At 63.8% G+C, this 17,362-nt stretch carries 20 protein-coding genes; 8 read left to right on the top strand and 12 right to left on the bottom strand.

Annotation, left to right across the window (positions count from 1 at the left end; all coding sequences use genetic code 11):
• Positions 1 to 3: 3 nt before the first annotated feature.
• Entirely contained in the window at positions 4 to 933 is a 930-nt protein-coding gene (locus JI744_RS09210; RefSeq protein WP_202659879.1) for a polysaccharide pyruvyl transferase family protein, read from the bottom strand.
• Positions 934 to 1,036: 103 nt separating this feature from the next.
• Here JI744_RS09210 and JI744_RS09205 point away from each other — a divergent pair, with 103 nt between their 5' ends.
• From JI744_RS09205 to JI744_RS09195, 3 genes are read left to right on the top strand one after another with little or no spacing between them, the layout of a single operon-like run.
• Positions 1,037 to 1,996 carry an acetyl-CoA carboxylase carboxyltransferase subunit alpha gene (locus JI744_RS09205; protein WP_202659877.1) on the top strand — a complete coding sequence of 320 codons (960 nt, stop codon included), beginning with the start codon at positions 1,037 to 1,039 and terminating at the stop codon, positions 1,994 to 1,996.
• A complete protein-coding gene (locus JI744_RS09200; protein ID WP_202659876.1) occupies positions 1,993 to 2,307 on the top strand; it encodes a DMT family transporter in 315 nt (104 codons plus the stop codon). Before JI744_RS09205 ends, JI744_RS09200 begins: the two co-directional genes overlap by 4 nt.
• Positions 2,308 to 2,339: 32 nt before the next feature.
• Entirely contained in the window at positions 2,340 to 2,810 is a 471-nt protein-coding gene (locus tag JI744_RS09195; protein ID WP_202659874.1) for a hypothetical protein, read from the top strand.
• A 7-nt stretch (positions 2,811 to 2,817) separates the two neighbouring features.
• Here JI744_RS09195 and JI744_RS09190 read toward each other — a convergent pair whose 3' ends face one another.
• Genes JI744_RS09190 through JI744_RS09170 form a run of 5 tightly spaced genes read right to left on the bottom strand, consistent with a single transcriptional unit; the run spans position 2,818 to position 6,080 of the window.
• A complete protein-coding gene (locus JI744_RS09190) occupies positions 2,818 to 3,423 on the bottom strand; it encodes an MSMEG_1061 family FMN-dependent PPOX-type flavoprotein (RefSeq protein WP_202659872.1) in 606 nt (201 codons plus the stop codon).
• 2 nt (positions 3,424 to 3,425) lie between these two features.
• Positions 3,426 to 3,758, bottom strand: coding sequence for a TfoX/Sxy family protein (locus JI744_RS09185; protein WP_202659870.1), 333 nt, complete (start codon positions 3,756 to 3,758; stop codon positions 3,426 to 3,428).
• 2 nt (positions 3,759 to 3,760) lie between these two features.
• Positions 3,761 to 4,486: a lysophospholipid acyltransferase family protein gene (locus JI744_RS09180; protein ID WP_202659868.1), complete on the bottom strand. Its 726-nt coding sequence runs from the start codon at positions 4,484 to 4,486 to the stop codon at positions 3,761 to 3,763.
• Positions 4,486 to 5,382, bottom strand: a complete 897-nt coding sequence (locus JI744_RS09175; protein WP_202660457.1) for a cell division protein FtsX — start codon at positions 5,380 to 5,382, stop codon at positions 4,486 to 4,488. Before JI744_RS09175 ends, JI744_RS09180 begins: the two co-directional genes overlap by 1 nt.
• Before the next feature lie 26 nt (positions 5,383 to 5,408).
• Entirely contained in the window at positions 5,409 to 6,080 is a 672-nt protein-coding gene (locus tag JI744_RS09170; RefSeq protein WP_202659866.1) for a cell division ATP-binding protein FtsE, read from the bottom strand.
• Between the two features lie 136 nt (positions 6,081 to 6,216).
• On the opposite strand from JI744_RS09170, the gene JI744_RS09165 reads away from it, so the two are divergent.
• Entirely contained in the window at positions 6,217 to 7,047 is an 831-nt protein-coding gene (locus JI744_RS09165) for a zinc-ribbon domain-containing protein (RefSeq protein ID WP_236019355.1), read from the top strand.
• A gap of 209 nt (positions 7,048 to 7,256) precedes the next feature.
• On the opposite strand, the gene JI744_RS09160 is transcribed toward JI744_RS09165, so the two are convergent.
• From JI744_RS09160 to argH, 5 genes are all read right to left on the bottom strand, one after another.
• Positions 7,257 to 9,839 (bottom strand): TIGR02302 family protein, encoded by a 2,583-nt coding sequence (locus tag JI744_RS09160; RefSeq protein ID WP_202659856.1) that lies wholly within the window; start codon positions 9,837 to 9,839, stop codon positions 7,257 to 7,259.
• Between the two features lie 33 nt (positions 9,840 to 9,872).
• On the bottom strand, positions 9,873 to 11,138 hold the full coding sequence (lysA, locus tag JI744_RS09155; RefSeq protein WP_202659854.1) for a diaminopimelate decarboxylase: 1,266 nt from the start codon (positions 11,136 to 11,138) through the stop codon (positions 9,873 to 9,875).
• A gap of 95 nt (positions 11,139 to 11,233) precedes the next feature.
• On the bottom strand, positions 11,234 to 11,365 hold the full coding sequence (locus JI744_RS19235; protein ID WP_268885787.1) for a hypothetical protein: 132 nt from the start codon (positions 11,363 to 11,365) through the stop codon (positions 11,234 to 11,236).
• Between the two features lie 8 nt (positions 11,366 to 11,373).
• On the bottom strand, positions 11,374 to 11,523 hold the full coding sequence (locus JI744_RS09150; RefSeq protein ID WP_202659852.1) for a hypothetical protein: 150 nt from the start codon (positions 11,521 to 11,523) through the stop codon (positions 11,374 to 11,376).
• A gap of 15 nt (positions 11,524 to 11,538) precedes the next feature.
• Complete coding sequence (gene argH, locus JI744_RS09145; protein WP_202659850.1) at positions 11,539 to 12,942, bottom strand: argininosuccinate lyase; 1,404 nt, start codon at positions 12,940 to 12,942, stop codon at positions 11,539 to 11,541.
• A gap of 19 nt (positions 12,943 to 12,961) precedes the next feature.
• Here argH and JI744_RS09140 point away from each other — a divergent pair, with 19 nt between their 5' ends.
• A complete protein-coding gene (locus JI744_RS09140) occupies positions 12,962 to 13,504 on the top strand; it encodes a TlpA family protein disulfide reductase (protein ID WP_202659848.1) in 543 nt (180 codons plus the stop codon).
• A gap of 63 nt (positions 13,505 to 13,567) precedes the next feature.
• Positions 13,568 to 14,650 carry a phenylalanine--tRNA ligase subunit alpha gene (gene pheS / locus JI744_RS09135; protein WP_202660453.1) on the top strand — a complete coding sequence of 361 codons (1,083 nt, stop codon included), beginning with the start codon at positions 13,568 to 13,570 and terminating at the stop codon, positions 14,648 to 14,650.
• Positions 14,651 to 14,707: 57 nt separating this feature from the next.
• Here the strand turns inward: pheS and JI744_RS09130 are convergent, their stop codons facing one another.
• Entirely contained in the window at positions 14,708 to 15,007 is a 300-nt protein-coding gene (locus tag JI744_RS09130) for a TFIIB-type zinc ribbon-containing protein (protein WP_202659846.1), read from the bottom strand.
• A 122-nt stretch (positions 15,008 to 15,129) separates the two neighbouring features.
• On the opposite strand from JI744_RS09130, the gene yghU reads away from it, so the two are divergent.
• Both yghU and JI744_RS09120 read left to right on the top strand, forming a co-directional pair.
• Positions 15,130 to 15,978, top strand: coding sequence for a glutathione-dependent disulfide-bond oxidoreductase (gene yghU, locus JI744_RS09125; protein WP_202659845.1), 849 nt, complete (start codon positions 15,130 to 15,132; stop codon positions 15,976 to 15,978).
• A gap of 175 nt (positions 15,979 to 16,153) precedes the next feature.
• Positions 16,154 to 17,359: an aminopeptidase P family protein gene (locus JI744_RS09120; RefSeq protein WP_202659842.1), complete on the top strand. Its 1,206-nt coding sequence runs from the start codon at positions 16,154 to 16,156 to the stop codon at positions 17,357 to 17,359.
• Positions 17,360 to 17,362 lie beyond the last annotated feature (3 nt).

Here is a 17,362-nt window from a genome sequence, read left to right as displayed (position 1 = left end):
GGGTCAGGGATGGGTGATGCCCAGGGCTTCGGCGATCATTGCGCTGTCAAGCACACGCTGGCTACGCATGAAATCCTGCAATTCTGTAAAGATTGACCGGTTGGCCATGGCAAAGCGCATGGCCGGTTCCACCTCTGCCCGTTTCAGGCAGATCGGAATCGGCAGGCCGGTCCAGTCGATAAAAGATTCGATCTTGTGGCTGTTCGACGGCGTGGCGATGAAGGGGCAGCCAGCCAGCGCCGCCGCATAAACACCATGATGCTGCGCGGTCAGGTAGATGTCAGCCTGTTGCAAGGTGGCGACTATGTCTTCGAACCGGGCGCTGTGCATCGTCAACTTCTGGCCCTCGATCCCGGCGAAAGAATCGGTCAGCAGCCCGGCGCGATGCGCGCCACCGATCATCACCGGGTGATGGACGGGCAGCGGACGGCCACCGCCCAGAAAGCGCGGGTCAGCGGCCGCATCCAGCAACACGACCGGCTGGCCACCGAACCTGCGGGCAAAGGCGGCGCTGCGCGGTTCGCGCACCGTCAGCAGGGCAAGGTCGGCCAGAATGTCTGGGTAGGGCACCTCGTATTGCTGAAACAGAGCGTTGACCAGCAGCACGGGCTTGCCCGCCTCTTTCGCGGTCTGAATCACCTCCAGCAGCAGCAGCGCACCTTTGGCCGAATGGTGGATGGTACCCTCACCATTGATGAAAATGACATCCGCTGCCTCGAATCCCGCCGGATCAACAAAGAACTCGCCAGTCATCTGGCGGGTCGTCACCGTCAGGCCGGGCACCCCTGCAAGAGCCGCATCCAGCGAACGGCAGACAGCATGGCACCCGGCGTGGCGGGCGCTGCGGGTATCATTGAAGAAATAGATCTGCATCGGTTCCGCCCAGCCCCTGCCCTGCCCCGCGACCTTGGCCAGACTTGACCAAAGTTGCAAGGCAACGCCGAGCGTGCGGTCATGGCGCCGTGTTGCCTATCTTGCCGAGTTGCATCTTGCCCCCCCTTTGGCCATATAGAAGCGGTCCTTTGCGGAGTGTCCGATGAACTATCTGGATTTCGAAAAGCCCCTCGCGGAAATCGAAGGCAAGGCCGAAGAGCTGCGGGCGCTGGCGCGCGCGAACCCTTCGATGGATATTTCCAAGGAAACCGAAGGGCTGGACCGCAAGGCGGAGACCGCGCTGCGTGACCTGTATAAAGCCTTGACGCCATGGCAGAAATGCCTTGTGGCCCGCCACCCAGACCGCCCCCATACCAAGGATTACGTCGAGGCGCTGTTCACCGAATTTACCTCTCTGGCCGGGGATCGTGGCTTTGCCGAAGATCATGCCGTGATCGGGGGGTTGGCGCGGTTCAACGATACGCCGGTGGTGGTGATCGGGCACGAAAAGGGCAATGACACCAAAAGCCGGATCGAGCGGAATTTCGGCATGGCGCGGCCAGAAGGCTATCGCAAGGCCGTGCGGCTGATGGAATTGGCCGACCGCTTCCGCCTGCCGGTGATCACGCTGATCGACACCCCCGGCGCCTACCCCGGCAAGGGAGCCGAGGAACGCGGCCAGGCCGAGGCGATTGCCCGGTCCACAGAGAAATGCCTGCAAATCGGTGTGCCGCTGATCTCGGTCGTGGTGGGTGAGGGCGGATCAGGCGGGGCGGTGGCCATTGCCACGGCAAACCGCGTCGCGATGCTGGAACATTCGGTCTATTCGGTGATCACACCCGAGGGCTGCGCCTCGATCCTGTGGAAAGACGCCGAAAAGATGCGCGAAGCCGCCGAGGCGATGCGGTTGACGGCGCAAGAGCTGCAAAAGCTGGGCGTTATCGACCGGATCATCAAGGAGCCCTTGGGCGGCGCGCAGCGCGGGCGCAAGGAAACCATCGAGGCGGTGGGCAAGGCGATTGAGGCGATGCTCAAGGAATTGGTGGGCAAGAAGCCAGAAGTGCTGCTGAAAGACCGTCGGCAAAAGTTCCTGGATATGGGAGCGAAAGGTCTGGCGGCATGAACCCCTGGCTCATCGTTCTGATTGCCGGGCTGATGGAAACGGGCTGGGCGCTGGGGCTGAAATACTCCGAAGGCTTCACCAGGCTGGTGCCCTCGGTTCTGACCATTGCGGGCGCGCTGGCCAGTTTCTGGCTGTTGTCGGTGGCGATGAAATCGCTGCCGGTGGGCACGGCCTATGCGGTCTGGGTCGGCATCGGCGCGGTGGGCACAGCCATTCTGGCGGTGTTCCTGTTCAACGAGCCGGTCAATGCGCTGCGGGTGCTGGGCGTGCTGCTGATCCTGTCGGGCATCATCGCGCTCAAGTTTGCCTGATGCGCGGCGGGCGGCTTTTTGCGGCCCTGCTCATGCTGCTGGCAACCCCTGCCCTTGCCGGTGGCACGCTGCAAGGGCGGCTGGTCACCCTGAACACCCTGACCTATGACGATCCGGCGCAGCCCCTGCTGGAAAGCAGGGGCCAGACGGTCCGCGTGGACGACGGGATCGAGTTCGGAATGGGGCCAGAGGGCGGCCAGAACGGGCTGGATGTGGTGCCGGTCACGATCGAGATTCTGCCAAACCGGATCGAGATTGGTTATGAAACCGGTGCGGGCAGTTTCTGGCCTGCCACCTTCAACGGCTATGTGCTGCGCTTTGCCGCCGATTGCGCGCTGTTCACCGCCGCCCATGTCGATGCGGCGACGACGACTATGGCGGTCAGCGATGCCGACCTGCGTGTGACGAACAACGCAATCTTCATCAATGTCGCCGGGCGTGAGTTTGGCCCCAAGGCCCATCTGGCGATTGATCTGGCCGTCAGCGAGTGTCTGCTGGGATAGGCCCGGCCTACCACCAGCCCAGATGCGCGCGGGTGGCGCGTTCGGCGTCATAGGCAGAACCATCAATCTCGCCCCGTGTGGCCTGTTCCAGCATCTGGCCAACGGTAGGCAGGCCTGCCGACTGGTCGCCACTGGTCCAAAGCGCACTGCGTTGCAGGGCGCGGGCGCATTGGGAATAAACCTCTGCCACGCGGATGACGATGACGGTGCGGGGATTGCGGCCATCGCGTTCGAACCGGGCACAGAGCGCGGGGTCGGCGGTCAGTCGGGCGGTGCCGTTGACGCGGACCGAGGTGGTCGATCCGGGGATCATGAAATACAGGCTGACCCGCCCGTCCCGCAGGATGTTGCGCAGGGAATCGATCCGCTCATTCCCTTTCCAATCCGGCAGCAGCAAGGTTTCGGCATCCTGCACCGTAACCACCGGCCCTTGGTCACCGCGCGGGCTGCCATCGGTGCCTTCTGGCCCCACTGTGGACAGAAGGCAGAAGCGAGAGGCCTCGATAAACTGTCGATAGGCCGGGGTCAGCGCCGCCGTGACCTTGCGCATGGCGGGCTGACCCGGTGTGCCGTAATGGACGTGCAGCGCGTCGAGATCGGTGATCCAGTCCATCGTCAGCCTTTCTTTGCGCTCGGCTTCGCGGCCTTTGGCTTTGGCAGGGGAAGCACCGCAGCCAAAGCGCCGATGGCGGTGGCCAGAGTCTCGGGATCATCCAGCCAGCCATCGGCCACCAGATGCGGCTTTGCGCCCGGATAGGGCGGGGCCAGCGGCGCATCTGGCAAAAGGCTGCGGGCGGGCGGCAGATCTTTGACAAACAGGCTGTCATCGCAGATCAGCGCCACCACCTTGCCATCCAGATACAGAGCATATTCGCCAAACATCTTGCGGGCGCTGGTGCCGGGCAGGGCATCAAGGATCGTTGCGACGGTTTCGGGCCTGGTGGCCATGGTCAGCCCCTTTGCGCCTGTTCCATCAGGCGATCCGATGCGGTTTCCACCTGCGTCTCGACCAAGGTCATGAATTCGGGCACGGGTTTGCCGGGCGGGATCACCGGCAGGAATTCGACCACCGCAAGGCCGGGTTTGCGCAATATGCCGCGTTTGGGCCAGAACAGGCCCACATTGGTGGCGACTGGCACACAGGGCTGTGCCAGTTGATCATAAAGCAACCCGGTGCCCACCTTGTAGGGCCGCTTTTCACCGGGGGGCACACGGGTGCCTTGCGGATAGATGATCAACTGGCCCGGGCTGGCCGCGCCACGCGCTACATCGGCCTTCATCTTGGTGATTGCGGCCCCGCGCTTGCCGCGATCAACCGGCACGCAACCGATGCGCAGGGCGTATTGGCCAAGGAAGGGCGCATACAGCAACTCTCGCTTCATGATGAATTTGCCGCGCGGGACGGCGTGGAAGATCAGGATGATGTCAAAGAAACTTTGATGCTTGGCGGCGACCACGGCCTCGAATGTCGGCGGGGTGCCGCGCACCTCACTCCGCAGGCCGCACAGGATACGCGCGGTGAGGATCACCCAAGCGCAAAAGCTGTGGCAGGCCATGAAGGCCGCGTTGCGGCTGAACAGGGCGAAAGGGGCAAAGACAAGCGCAATCACTGCCATCGCCAGATACATCTGCACGACGAAAATCAGTGACAGAAGCCAGCGGATCGGGGTGGGCATCAGTGCAGCTCCCTCAGTTTGCGAAAGGCGGCGGCGCGGGTGGCGGCAAAGGCCACCAGCCCGGCCAGAGGTGGCAGGACCAGCGGCAAAAGCCAGCCCGCCCCGTGAAAGCCAAGGCCGGTCATGAACGCCCCCGCCGCATCGGCCGAAGGCAGCAGCGCCACACCCAGCATGCCGCCCAGCGCCCCTGCCGCCGCTCCTGCAAAGGCGCGCAGGGTAAAGCGACGCACGAAGGCGCGGGCAATATAGCTGTCGCGCGCACCAACAAGGCGCAGCACGCCGATCACCTGCGCATTGGCGGCAAGCGAGGCATTGGCGGCCAGCGTGATCATCGCGGCCATGGTCAACCCGATCAGCGCGATGGCCAGCCAGCCCAAAAGCCGCAGCCGAGAGGCCGCCGTTGCCAGCGGTTTGCGCCAGCGGGTGTGATCATCGAACACCGCGCCCGGTGCCTCTGCCGTCAAGCGCTGGCGCAGGCCCTCAGCATCATAGCCGCTGCCATCCTCGGTCACTTCGATCAGGCGCGGCAGGGGCAGCGATTCCACGGGCAGGTTAGGGCCGAACCACGGCTCCAGCAGCTTGCGCTGCTCGTCATCGCCCAAGGCGCGGGCGCTCGCGATACCGGGGGTGGTGGCCAGCACAGCCAGAACCGCCTTGGTCTGGGCATCGATCTGGCCCGATGCCGCGGCAATACGCACTGTGGCCGTGCGGTCCAGCGCACCGGCCCAGCGTTCAGCCAACCGACCAGAGGCCAGCGACAGCGCCAGCGCAAAGACCGCCAGAAAGGTCATGGCACCGGCGGTAAAGCTGGTCAGCCAGGCGGTGTGGCCAGAGGGCGGCACCACCGAATCGGCAGGGCTGGCGTGAAAGATGCGGTGTTGCAGCAGGCGGGTGATCTGCGGCGGCAGGGTCAGTTGCAGACTCACAGGTCGGCCCCCGCAAGCTGGATGCGCCGCTTGGCGATGCGCAGCACACGCGCTGCGGTCAGGCTTTTGGCCTGACGGATCAGGTTCAGGTCATGGGTGGCGACGACCACGGTTTTCCCCATCCGGTTCAGCTCCACAAGCAGCGTCAGCAGGCGCAGCGACATGTCCCAATCCAGGTTGCCGGTCGGCTCATCGGCCAGAATGACATCCGGCCCGGTAATGATGGCGCGGGCCAAGGCGGCGCGTTGCCGTTCGCCCCCCGACAATTGCGGCGGCAAGCTGTGGGCCAGCCGGTCAAGTCCCACCCAGCCCATCAGGTCAGACAGATCGCCCTGCGGCGCTGCCCGACCCGCCACCATCAAGGGTAGCGCAATGTTGGCCGACAGCGGCAAATGATCCAGAAACTGGCAATCCTGATGCACAACGCCAATCCGCCGCCGGGTCATGGCGACATCATCGCGCGTCAGGCCATGAACGTCGTGATCAAAGATCGTGACATGGCCAGCCGTCGGCAGCAGTTCCGCATAGCACAGTTTCAGGAATGTGGTCTTGCCCGCCCCGGATGGCCCGGTCAGGAAATGAAAAGACCCCGGTGCCAGACGCAACGAGATGTCTGACAGAAGTTCGCCCCCGCCATAGTTGTAGGCGACGTTCTCGAAGGCAATCACTGCAATCCCCCATTCCAAGCGGGGGCGAGAATTGCCCGGAAACGCGCCAATCACAAGTCGCAGCGGTATGTTGCGGAAAGACAAAGGCTTGGAGATTGCAGACTTCGTTGCTACACATTCCACAAAAGGCCTGCGAATGGGTCTGACTGAGAGCAAATACGGAAGCGTGATGCGCCTGATCTGCCCCAACTGCGATGCAGAGTACGAGGTGGATGCCTCGGTCATCCCCGAGGCGGGGCGTGATGTGCAATGTTCAAATTGCGGCCATGCGTGGTTTCAGCTTCCCCCCGATGTGACGGCCGCCGCCGAGGCGGAGGACGCGTTGTTCTCGCCCATGCCCGAAGAGGATGACGAGGAGCTGCCCCCTGCGCCCGCGCCGATGCCCGGCCCCGCGCCCGCGATTGCGGCAGAGGGGCCAGCCGCGCGGTCAATCGACGATTCCGTGCTGTCGGTCTTGCGCGAAGAGGCCGAGCGCGAGACCGCCGCCCGCAAGTCCGAGGCGCCACAGCCGATCGAGACCCAGACCGAGCTGGGCCTGCAACCGCCCCCGGCCCCCGATGCCGCCGCGCGCCGGATTGCCGCGATGAAGGGCATCGAGACGCCGCCGCCAATGGCCGAACCGGCCAAACCGCAGGCCCGGCGTGACCTGTTGCCAGAGATTGACGAGATCAACTCCACCCTGCGCGCCACGACAGAGCCCCGCGACGGCGAGGCCGGGGCCGTGGCCGAAACGCTGGGCAAACCGGGGCGACGCGGCTTTCGCACCGGGTTTCTGCTGACTGTTCTGGCGGCGGTTGTGGCAACGGTGGTTTATGTCATGGCGCCGAAACTGTCGGAACAATTCCCCGGTGCCGGTCCGAGCCTGACAGCCTATGTCGGCAAGGTCGATGCCGGACGGTTGTGGCTGGACGAGACATTGCGCAGCCTGAGCGGGCAAATCCGCGGCATCACCAGCGATCCGGGCTGAGGCTGGAGCGCCTGTCCCGCCGGTTCAACCCACCTGTCACCCTCCCAACCGAGGAGAGTTGGCAACGATTTTTGCCAGCCCTTGGTCGCCTAACATGTGCGAGCCAGGGTCTATTGACTCGGGTTGAAATCGGGCCTGCCGGGGGCTTACGCACCTCCCTCCCACACCTTTTTGAAGCTGGATAGAGTGGCTGCCAGCGCAGCAGCGGATCAGAACAGGTCGAGCAGGCGTTTCAGGTAATCACGCTCGCCTTCGGGGCGCGATTGTTCACCCGATCTACGGCGGATCTCGTCCAGCAGTTCCTGCGCGCGGCGGTAAACATCCTTGCCTTCGGGCAGGTTGTTGTCGGACCCGATACGATAGCCATTGCCGGTCTGGCGACCCAAGGGGTCGCGGCCATTGGGCGGGCCGTCCTGCGGATCGGCCTGCCCCAGACGCTCTGACCCGCCCTGTTGCCGATTTTCCTGCGCCAAGGCTTCGCCAAAGTTGCGCAGGCCCTCTCGCATAGCATCCATCGCCTCGGCCTGACGGTCGAGCGCACCCGGCAGATCGCCGTCGCGCAGCGCACGTTCGGCCTGATCCATGGCGCGACCGGCTTCATCAAGTTGCTTACGCCCCGCCTCGCCCTGTTCGGTGCCCGCGCCGGGCAGCTTGCCCTCAGCTTGCAGGCGCTCGATCTCTTGCCGCAATTCAGCCTGACGATCTTGCAGGCTTTGGCCCGGTTGATTGCCCAGCTGGCCCTCTTGCTGACCATTCGGCTGATCGCCGGGCTGGCCCTGCGGCGTGCCGGGCTGATCGCCCTGCCCATCGTTCTGTCCCAGGTCCGGGTTCTGTCCCAGGTCCGGGCCTTCGCCCTGCCCTTGCCCGCGCTGCATGTTGCGGAAGGCGTCATCAGACAGGCCCTGCTGGCCGCGCAGGGTTTTGCCCAGATCGCGCATTGCCTGCTGGCCAGGGCCACCCTGCCCCTCACCGCCCGCGCCATCGGCCAGTTGCATGTTTTCCATGAACTGGCGCAACTGGTCCATCAACTCGGCGGCCTCGGCCGTTTTGCCCTCTTCCATCAGCTTTTGCAGCTTATCCAGCATCTGCTGAAGCTGGTCCTGGCTCATCTCGATCTTGGGACCATCGCTCTGCGAGGTTTGATCGCCACCCTTGCGCTTCTGGTCCTCGGCCAGCTTTTTCATGTAATCGTCCAGCGCCTGACGCATCTCATCCATCAGGGCCTGAATTTCCTCGGGCGAGGCACCGTTGCGGATCGCCTCGTCCAGCCGGTCTTGCGCGCGTTTCAGGCGCTCCTTGGCCGATTGCAGATCGCCCTCTTCCACCAGCAGGGCCACTTGCCACAGCTCTTCGGCCACCTCGTCGCGGATCGCCGGGGTCAGGGTGGTGGCGTTCGCCTCCAGCCGCTTCATGGCGACGCGCAGGCGCAGGAAGGCGCGTTCGTTGCGGATGAAGCCTTCGGGCGCGAAGGTGACGGCGCGCAAGATTTGGACGGCGCGAGGGGCGTTGGTGCGGCTCCACAATATGTCGCGGCGCATTTCGATCAGGGCGGCGGCGAAGGGATCGAAAAAGCGTTTGCCCGGCAGGGTAACCTTGACCGGGGCAGTGCTGCCGGTCTGGCCCGCCGCATCGCTGACCGAGAGCGTCAGGGTGACGGGCTGGTTGGCGAGGATGGATTTGGACAGGTCATCCACCAGCTCCTGGGTGAATTCGGTGCGTTTGCCGCGCAGGGGCAAGGGCAGGTCCAGCGTGACCGGGGCCACATCCTGCGGATCGGTGGCAAGGCCAAAGCGGCGGTCAACGGCGGGCAGATCAAGGGTGATCACCACCTGCCCCTTGGTTACGCCATAATCATCCTTGGCCGAAAACCCCTGTTTAAATCGGCCATCGGCGGTGCGGCCGATCTGGCCCACAACCGAAACCTGCGGCGGCGCATCCGGGATCAACGTTACATCCCATGACCGGCCCCCCGAGCCTGCGATCTCCAGCTTTCCGGCGCGGGTGACGGTGAAATCCTGTTTCGCTTCGGATGCCGGGGGGGCATCGGTGCGGGCCGAAACGGTTTCATTCAGGATCAGGCTGCCCGCCTCGCCATAAAACCGCAGTTGCACCCGGGTGCCGGCAGGCAAGGCCAGATCGTCGCCCTTCTGGTCATTCAGATATAGCGCGGGCTTGCCGGTATAGGGTGGCGGCTGGACCCAGCCTTCCCATGTCGGCCCCGCGGCAGCCGCCTGCGCACCACCCGGCGCAAGGGCGGAAACCGAGGTCAGCCGCCAAAGCGAGCCGAAGACCAGCGCCATGATCAGCGCCGTCAGCGCCATATAGCGCAAGGCATAGGGGTCGCGCGACGATAGCCGCAGGTCGGGTGCCACCGCCTTTGCGCCGTTGGCCCGTTCGGCCATGCGGGTTCGGTGCGCCGCCCATAGCGCCTGCGAGGCCGGATCGTTCAGGCCCAGCGCCTGCGTGTCGTTCAGCGCGGCAAGGGGCTGGCCGGGCAGGCGCGCATCAATGCGCGCCAAAGCCTCGGCCCGAAGGGGTTTGCGGAACCGCCGCCAGCCGTGCCATGCCGCCCAGACCAGACCTGCGGCAAGAGCAACGGCCAGATACCAAAACAGGTCCAGCGGCAGATGATCCTGCGCGCCAAAGGCAAGGGCTGCCAGAATGGCAATCGCCAGCGACCACAGCGGCCAGAAGGCACGGCACAGCCGTTCAGCCCAAAGCCCCGCCAGCGTCAGCCGCAAGGGGGTTTCAAGCCGTTTCAGCATGTCCGGGGCGGTTCTGGTCTGCTCCATGCCCTCGCTTTCAGGTCAAATAGATATGGCCGGTCAAAGCCATTCAGGAATGCTATCGCGGTTCAGCATTTCGTCATAGGTCGGGCGGGCGCGGATGACAGCGAAGTGATCCCCCTTCACCAGCACCTCGGGGATAAGGGGGCGGGTGTTGTATTCGCTGGACATCACCGCGCCGTAGGCCCCGGCGCTGCGAAAGGCGACCAGATCGCCCTCGGCCAGCAGCGGCAGGTCGCGGCCTTTGGCAAAGGTGTCGCCGGTTTCACAGACCGGACCCACGATGTCATAGGCTTGGGTCGGGCTGCCTGCGGGGGCCTCCACCACCGGAATGATGTCATGATGCGCGCCATACATCGACGGGCGCACAAGGTCGTTCATCGCGGCATCGAGGATCAGGAAATCACGGTCTTCACCGTTCTTCACATAGATGACGCCTGACACCATCAGGCCCGAGTTGCCGGAAATCAGGCGGCCCGGTTCAATCTCGATCTCCACATCCAGATCGCCCAACGTGCGCTTGATCATGGCACCATAATCGGTGGGCAGCGGTGGCGCTTCGTTAGACCGGGTGTAGGGAATGCCCAAACCACCCCCAAGGTCCAGCCGAGTGATCGTATGCCCTTCGGCGCGGAGTTGCCGCGTCAGATCGGCAACCTTTTTGAACGCCAGTTCAAAGGGTTCCAGCTCGGTCAACTGGCTGCCGATATGCACGTCGATGCCGACGACCTTCAGCCCCGGCAGACGGGCGATTTCGGCATAAACGGCGCTGGCGCGGTCAATCGGGATGCCGAACTTGTTTTCCTTCTTGCCCGTGGCAATCTTTTCGTGGGTCTTCGCATCCACGTCCGGGTTTACCCGAACGGCCACCGGGGCCACCACGCCCAATTCGGTCGCCACCTGCGACAGCGCGCGCATTTCGGGTTCGGATTCGAGGTTGAACTGACGGATACCGCCTTTCAGGGCCAGCCGCATTTCATCGCGCGTTTTGCCCACGCCGGAAAAGACGATGCGGTCGCCGGGCACGCCAGCGGCCTTGGCGCGCAGATATTCCCCGCCCGAGACCACATCCATCCCCGCCCCCAGATCGCCCAGCAGTTTCAGCACGGCGACGTTCGACAGCGACTTGATGGCAAAGCACACCAGATGCGGCAGAGGCGACAGGGCTTCGGTGAACAGGCGGTAATGCCGCGTCAGGGTGGCGGCGGAATAGACATAGAATGGCGTGCCGACCGAAGCCGCAATATCGGCCAGGGCCACGTCCTCGGCATGCAGGGTGCCGTTCTTGTAAAGGAAATGGTCCATGGGTGCCTCCGCGCGGTTGGGGCGGGTATATCACGCCGCGCGTCGGGGGCAACGCAAGGGGCAGGTGTGAAAAGGGATTTCCCGCGCCCTGCGGCCTACTTCACCACCACGCCCACCGCCGCCTCGCCCGAGATGGAAACCCCCGGCTTGGGCGCGGGCTTGGTGGGCGCACCATCGGCACCACAGGCGGCAAGGGCAAGCAGGGACAAAACGGCAAGGGTGCGCATGAAAAACCTCAATATGCGGAAACGGATGTTCGCACGCCGCCCACGGTGCCGGAAACCACCGGAGAGACCGAGACCCCGCCCGCGCCCACGCCGAACCCGACCCCAAGGCTGGGGTTGGTACAGGCGGCAAGGGCCAGAAGGGCGATCAGGGCACGCATGGGGCCTAGGTTGCCCTAGGCCAGCGCGGCCTGCCAGCGGGCAACCTGTTCGGCCACGCGCTCTGGCGAAGTTCCGCCGTAAGATGCGCGGCTGCGCACGGAATTCTGCACGCCAAGCACCGAATAGACATCCTGCGTAATGCCGGCGTGAACGGCGGTCATTTCCTGAATCGACAGGTCGGGCAGGTCGCAGCCCTTCTTTTCGGCCAGGGCCACCAGAGTGCCGGTGACGTGATGCGCCTCGCGGAAGGGCAGGCCAAGGTTCTTAACCAGCCAGTCGGCAAGGTCGGTGGCGGTCGAAAAGCCGCTGGCCGCAGCGGTTTCCAGAACCGGGCGGTTGGCGACCATGTCGCTGACCATGCCGGTCATCGCGGCAAGGCCCAGCATCAGATTGTCGGCGGCGTCGAACACCTGTTCCTTGTCTTCCTGCATGTCCTTGGAGTAGGTCAGCGCAAGGCCCTTCATGATGGTGAACAGGGCCACCGTCGCCCCCAGAATCCGCCCCAGTTTCGCACGCAGCAGTTCCGCCGCATCGGGGTTCTTTTTCTGCGGCATGATGCTGCTGCCGGTCGTCCAGCGGTCCGACAGACGCACGAAACGGAACTGCGCAGATGACCAGATCACCAGCTCCTCGGCAAAGCGGCTCAGGTGCATGGCGCAGATGCTGCTGGCCGACAGGAATTCCAGCGCGAAATCGCGGTCGCTGACCGAATCAAGGCTGTTCGCCGTGGGCCGGTCAAAGCCCAGCGCCTGCGCCGTGGCGAAACGGTCGATGGGGAAACTGGTCCCCGCCAGTGCCGCCGCCCCCAAGGGGCATTCGTTCATCCGCCGCCGGGCGTCCTGAAACCGGCTGCGGTCGCGGGCAAACATCTCGACATAGGCCATCATGTGATGGCCCCAGGTGACGGGCTGTGCGGTTTGCAGGTGGGTAAAGCCCGGCATCACCCAGTCTATCCCCGCCTCGGCCTGCGCCAGAAACGCTTTCATCAGCGCCTCCAGCCCCGAAATCGCCGCATCGCACTGGTCGCGCACCCACAGGCGGAAATCGACGGCCACCTGATCGTTGCGGCTGCGCCCGGTGTGCAGCCGCTTGCCCGGCTCGCCGATGAGCTCGGTCAGGCGGGATTCCACGTTCAGGTGAATGTCTTCCAAAGCGGTGGAAAAGGTGAACTTCCCGCCTTCAATCTCTGACAAGACCGTGAGCAGCCCTTCCCCGATGGCCGCCGCATCGCTATCGCTCAGTATACCCTGTGCCGCCAGCATCGCGGCATGGGCGCGCGAGCCTGCAATATCCTGCGCGTAAAGCCGCTGGTCGAACCCGATCGAGGCGTTGATCGCCGTCATGATCGCATCCGGTCCTTCGGCGAAACGCCCGCCCCACATGGTGTTGGCGGCTTTTGGGGTTGCGGTCTCGGTCATCGGATGCCTCGGAGGGGATATGCGGAAACTGGTCTTGGCGGCTCTTTATACGGCCTTTGTGCTTGGCGCAAACCCGGCGGCAGCGGTGGACCTGACGCCCCTTCTGACGGGGGAGATGGAAAAGCTGGTTCCGGGAGCAGAGCCGAAACTTCTGCCCGATGCGGTGCTGACCAAAGGTGACGGCACCGAAACCTCGCTGGCCGAGTATAAGGGCAAATGGATGGTCCTGAACTTCTGGGCCACCTGGTGCGCGCCCTGCCGGCGCGAAATGCCCTCGCTTGACCGTTTGCAGACGCTGATGCCAGAAATTGCCGTGGTGCCGGTGGCTGCTGGCCGGAATGACCCCGAGCGGATCGACAAGTTCTATGCCGAGGCGGGCGTGAAGGTGCTGCCCGTGCTGCGCGACCCCAAATCGCAGCTTGCCCGCCCGATGGGCGTTCTGGGCCTGCCGGTCACCGTGATTGTCGATCCCGAAGGGCGCGAGGTTGCCCGCCTGATCGGCGGTGCCGAATGGGACAGCCCCGAGGCGCAGGTGGTGCTGAAGGCGCTGATGGCAGACTGACCTCTGCCCTTGCAAATCTGGCCCCTGCCCGCTAGCACGATGCCCGATCCCAAGGAGGCGCAAATGGACGGGCTTTCCACCCTCAAGGCCAAGTATCTGACCGCCGTTGCCGATGCCAATGGCGAGGCCGCGCTGGAAGACCTGCGCATTTCCGCCCTTGGCAAGAAGGGCGAGATTTCGGCCTTGATGGCCACTCTTGGCAAAATGGAGCCCGAGGCCCGCAAGGCCGCAGGTGCCAGCCTGAACGCGCTGAAGGACGAGATTGACGCCGCCCTTCGCGCCAAGAAATCGGCGCTGGCCGATGCGGCGCTGGATGAACGTCTTCGCAGCGAGTGGCTGGATGTCACCCTGCCGGGCCGTCCCCGTCGGATGGGCACGATTCACCCCGTATCGCAGGTGATGGAAGAGCTGACGGCGATTTTCGCCGATATGGGCTTTTCGGTCGCCGAAGGGCCGCAGGTCGAATCTGACTGGTATAACTTTGACGCGCTGAACATTCCGCCCGAACATCCGGCGCGGCAGGAACATGACACCTTCTTCATGCACCGCGCGACCGGCGACAATCGCCCACCCCATGTGCTGCGCACCCATACCTCGCCCGTGCAGATTCGCGCCATGGCCGAACAGGGCGCACCGATCCGCGTCATCGCGCCGGGCCGGGTGTACCGGATGGATATGGACCAGACCCACACCCCGATGTTCCATCAGGTCGAAGGTCTGGCGATTGATCGCGATATTTCGATGGCCAACCTGAAATGGACGCTGGAGGAATTCTGCCGCGCGTTTTTTGAGGTGCCTTCGGTCGAACTGCGTTTCCGTGCGTCGCACTTCCCCTTCACGGAACCCTCGGCAGAGGTGGACATCCGCTGCTCATGGGAAGGCGGTCAGCTCAAGATCGGCCAGGGTGACAGCTGGCTGGAAATCCTCGGCTCCGGCATGGTCCACCCCAAGGTGCTGTCGGCGGCGGGGGTTGATCCGGCGCAGTGGCAGGGGTTCGCCTTCGGCATGGGCATCGACCGGATTGCCATGCTGAAATACGGCATCCCCGACCTGCGCGCCTTCTTCGAATCCGACCTGCGCTGGCTGCGCCACTACGGGTTCTCGGCGCTGGATATGCCGACGCTGCCGGGCGGCCTGTCGCGCTAAAGAGGTAAGGCACCTTTGGGGGGGGCGTGCAAACACGCACCCCACCAAAGGAATTGCCTAAAAATCGAACAAATCTCCCAGGAAACTCTCCCGCCGCTTGCGCTTGCCGCCGTGGCGATGGTCGTCATCGTCATCATCACGGTATCGCCGCAGTTCCTCCTGACGCGGCGGGCGTCCGGGTTCCGGCTGATAGACCGGCGCGGCATCGCGGACCGGGGCAGCGGCGCCTGCGCGCTCGATGATCTTGTCCAGTTCTCCGCGATCCAGCCACACACCTCGGCATTTCGGGCAATAGTCGATCTCGACCCCGTTGCGGTCGGCCATGACAAGGGTTTCACCATCGGTCGGGCAGCGCATTGTTTTCTCCGCATTGTTACATTTTGCAGATGGGGTCGGTGCAGGAATGCACAAGGCGGCCAGATTGTCGCGGGGCGGAATCGTGCTTAGGTTCTGGCCGATGCACCCCGAAAGGACGCCTGATGAATAGCCCCTATGTGCCCCCCAAGGTCTGGACCTGGGACAAGGAAAACGGCGGACAGTTCGCCTCGACCAATCGCCCCATCGCCGGGCCGACGCATGATGCCCCCCTGCCGCGCGGGCAGCACGGGTTCCAGTTGCACTCGCTGGCCACTCCGAATGGCGTCAAGGTCACCATCATGTTCGAGGAACTGCTGGAGGCCGGACACACCGGCGCCGAGTATGATGCATGGACCATCAACATTTCCAAAGGCGATCAGTTCGGATCTGGCTTTGTCGATCTGAATCCCAATTCCAAGATTCCAGCCCTGTGGGATTACACCGGAGAGCGGCCGGTGCGGCTTTTTGAAAGTGGGTCAATTCTGGTCCATCTGGCCGAGAAATTCGGCGCCTTCCTTCCCGCCAGCGGCCCGGAACGGACCGAAACGCTCAACTGGCTGTTCTGGCAGATGGGGTCCGCCCCCTTTGTCGGCGGCGGGTTCGGTCATTTCTTTGCCTATGCGCCCGAGAAATACGAATACCCGATCAACCGCTATGCCATGGAAACCAAGCGCCAGCTTGATGTGCTGGACCGTCTGCTGGCCACTCGGCCCTATATCGCGGGCGATGAATACAGCATCGCCGATATGGCGATATGGCCGTGGTATGGCGGGCTGGTTCTGGGGCGCGCCTATAATGCGGCCGAATTTCTGGATGCGTCCTCCTACAAGAACGTGCTGGCCTGGGCCGAAAAGATCGATTCCCGCCCGGCGGTCAAGCGCGGGCGCCTGGTAAACCGCACCTGGGGGCCGGATACCGAACAGGTGCCGGAACGCCATTCCGCCGCCGATTTCGCGGGCAAGGCGGTTTAAGCACAGGCTTGCCTATTTGCCACGGCCCGCGCTATCATGCGCTCAAGCCGTGGCGATGGCGTCGCCACAGGGGTACTGCCCCGCCGCTTGCAGGGAAACCTGCCCAAGTCCTGTACGCCGGGACCTTTCGGGGTCTCGCGCCACAACAGGCAGGCCCCATCAAGTGAGGTCTGATATGACGGAACGTCCACAACAATATCGCTTTCACCAAGGCGACCGGGTGCTGCCCTTTTCTGCCGAAGAATACGAAGACCGCATCGAGGGTTTGCGCGATGTGATGGATCTGCACGGGTTGGACGCGGTTGTCCTGACCTCAATGCAGAACATCGCCTATTACTCGGGGTTCCTCTACTGCTCGTTCGGGCGGCCCTATGGGCTGGTGGTCACCAAGGACCAGTCGGTCACGATCAGCGCCGGGATTGATGCCGCCCAGCCGTGGCGGCGCAGCCATGGCGACAACATCACCTATACCGACTGGCAGCGCGACAATTACTGGCGCGCGATTGCCTCGGTTGTCGGCACCGGCAAACATGTCGGCTGTGAGGCCGATCACCTGACACTGCTGCAATCGGAAAAGCTGAACCACTTCCTTCAGCCCAAGCGCGGCATGGACATTGCGCCCGCCACGATGGAACAGCGGATGCGCAAATCGCAGGCCGAACTGGACCTGATCCGCCATGGCGCCGGTGTGGCCGACGTGGGCGGCTATGCCATCCGCGAGGCGGTGAAGGAAGGCCTGCGCGAGATCGACATTGCCATGGCAGGCCGCGACGCGATGGAATTGGAGATTGCGAAACGCTTTCCCGATGCCGAATACCGCGACACCTGGGTCTGGTTCCAGTCGGGCATCAATACCGACGGCGCGCATAACCCGGTAACCAGCCGCCTGCTGAAGCGCGGGGATATCCTGTCGCTGAACACCTTCCCGATGATCAGTGGCTATTACACCGCCCTTGAACGCACGATGTTCGTGAAAGAGGTTGATCCGGCCAGCCTGCGGATATGGGAGGCGAACGTCGCCGCCCATGAATACGGGATGAGCCTTTTGAAACCCGGCGTGTCCTGCGCCGAGGTGACGGCCAAGATCAACGACTTCCTCGAAGAGCGGCAGTTGCTGCAATACCGGACCTTTGGTTATGGCCATTCGTTCGGTGTTCTCAGCCATTACTATGGCCGCGAGGCCGGGCTGGAACTGCGCGAGGATATCGACACGGTGCTGGAACCGGGCATGGTCATTTCGATGGAGCCGATGCTGACCATCCCAGAGGGGCAGCCGGGCGCGGGGGGCTACCGCGAACATGACATCTTGTTCATCACCGAAGATGGCAACGAGGATATCACCAAATATCCCTATGGCCCCGAAACCAACGTGGTTGGTTGAAGG

The sequence above is a fragment of the Fuscibacter oryzae genome, assembly GCF_016765795.1.
GTDB classification, from domain to species: domain Bacteria; phylum Pseudomonadota; class Alphaproteobacteria; order Rhodobacterales; family Rhodobacteraceae; genus Fuscibacter; species Fuscibacter oryzae.
This window is presented reverse-complemented; position numbering and strand designations above follow the sequence as displayed.

Excerpts from the sequence above, each read along its gene's own strand:
- JI744_RS09165 (WP_236019355.1), top strand. The coding sequence starts at position 6,217 with ATGGGTCTGACTGAGAGCAAATACGGAAGCGTGATGCGCCTGATCTGC.
- JI744_RS09150 (WP_202659852.1), bottom strand. The coding sequence starts at position 11,523 with ATGCGTGCCCTGATCGCCCTTCTGGCCCTTGCCGCCTGTACCAACCCC.
- JI744_RS09180 (WP_202659868.1), bottom strand. The coding sequence starts at position 4,486 with ATGCCCACCCCGATCCGCTGGCTTCTGTCACTGATTTTCGTCGTGCAG.
- yghU (WP_202659845.1), top strand. The coding sequence starts at position 15,130 with ATGAATAGCCCCTATGTGCCCCCCAAGGTCTGGACCTGGGACAAGGAA.
- JI744_RS09130 (WP_202659846.1), bottom strand. The coding sequence starts at position 15,007 with ATGCGCTGCCCGACCGATGGTGAAACCCTTGTCATGGCCGACCGCAAC.
- JI744_RS09140 (WP_202659848.1), top strand. The coding sequence starts at position 12,962 with ATGCGGAAACTGGTCTTGGCGGCTCTTTATACGGCCTTTGTGCTTGGC.
- JI744_RS09190 (WP_202659872.1), bottom strand. The coding sequence starts at position 3,423 with ATGGACTGGATCACCGATCTCGACGCGCTGCACGTCCATTACGGCACA.
- JI744_RS09185 (WP_202659870.1), bottom strand. The coding sequence starts at position 3,758 with ATGGCCACCAGGCCCGAAACCGTCGCAACGATCCTTGATGCCCTGCCC.
- lysA (WP_202659854.1), bottom strand. The coding sequence starts at position 11,138 with ATGGACCATTTCCTTTACAAGAACGGCACCCTGCATGCCGAGGACGTG.
- argH (WP_202659850.1), bottom strand. The coding sequence starts at position 12,942 with ATGACCGAGACCGCAACCCCAAAAGCCGCCAACACCATGTGGGGCGGG.
- JI744_RS09205 (WP_202659877.1), top strand. The coding sequence starts at position 1,037 with ATGAACTATCTGGATTTCGAAAAGCCCCTCGCGGAAATCGAAGGCAAG.
- JI744_RS09200 (WP_202659876.1), top strand. The coding sequence starts at position 1,993 with ATGAACCCCTGGCTCATCGTTCTGATTGCCGGGCTGATGGAAACGGGC.
- JI744_RS09120 (WP_202659842.1), top strand. The coding sequence starts at position 16,154 with ATGACGGAACGTCCACAACAATATCGCTTTCACCAAGGCGACCGGGTG.
- JI744_RS09160 (WP_202659856.1), bottom strand. The coding sequence starts at position 9,839 with ATGGAGCAGACCAGAACCGCCCCGGACATGCTGAAACGGCTTGAAACC.
- JI744_RS09195 (WP_202659874.1), top strand. The coding sequence starts at position 2,340 with ATGCTGCTGGCAACCCCTGCCCTTGCCGGTGGCACGCTGCAAGGGCGG.
- JI744_RS19235 (WP_268885787.1), bottom strand. The coding sequence starts at position 11,365 with ATGCGCACCCTTGCCGTTTTGTCCCTGCTTGCCCTTGCCGCCTGTGGT.
- pheS (WP_202660453.1), top strand. The coding sequence starts at position 13,568 with ATGGACGGGCTTTCCACCCTCAAGGCCAAGTATCTGACCGCCGTTGCC.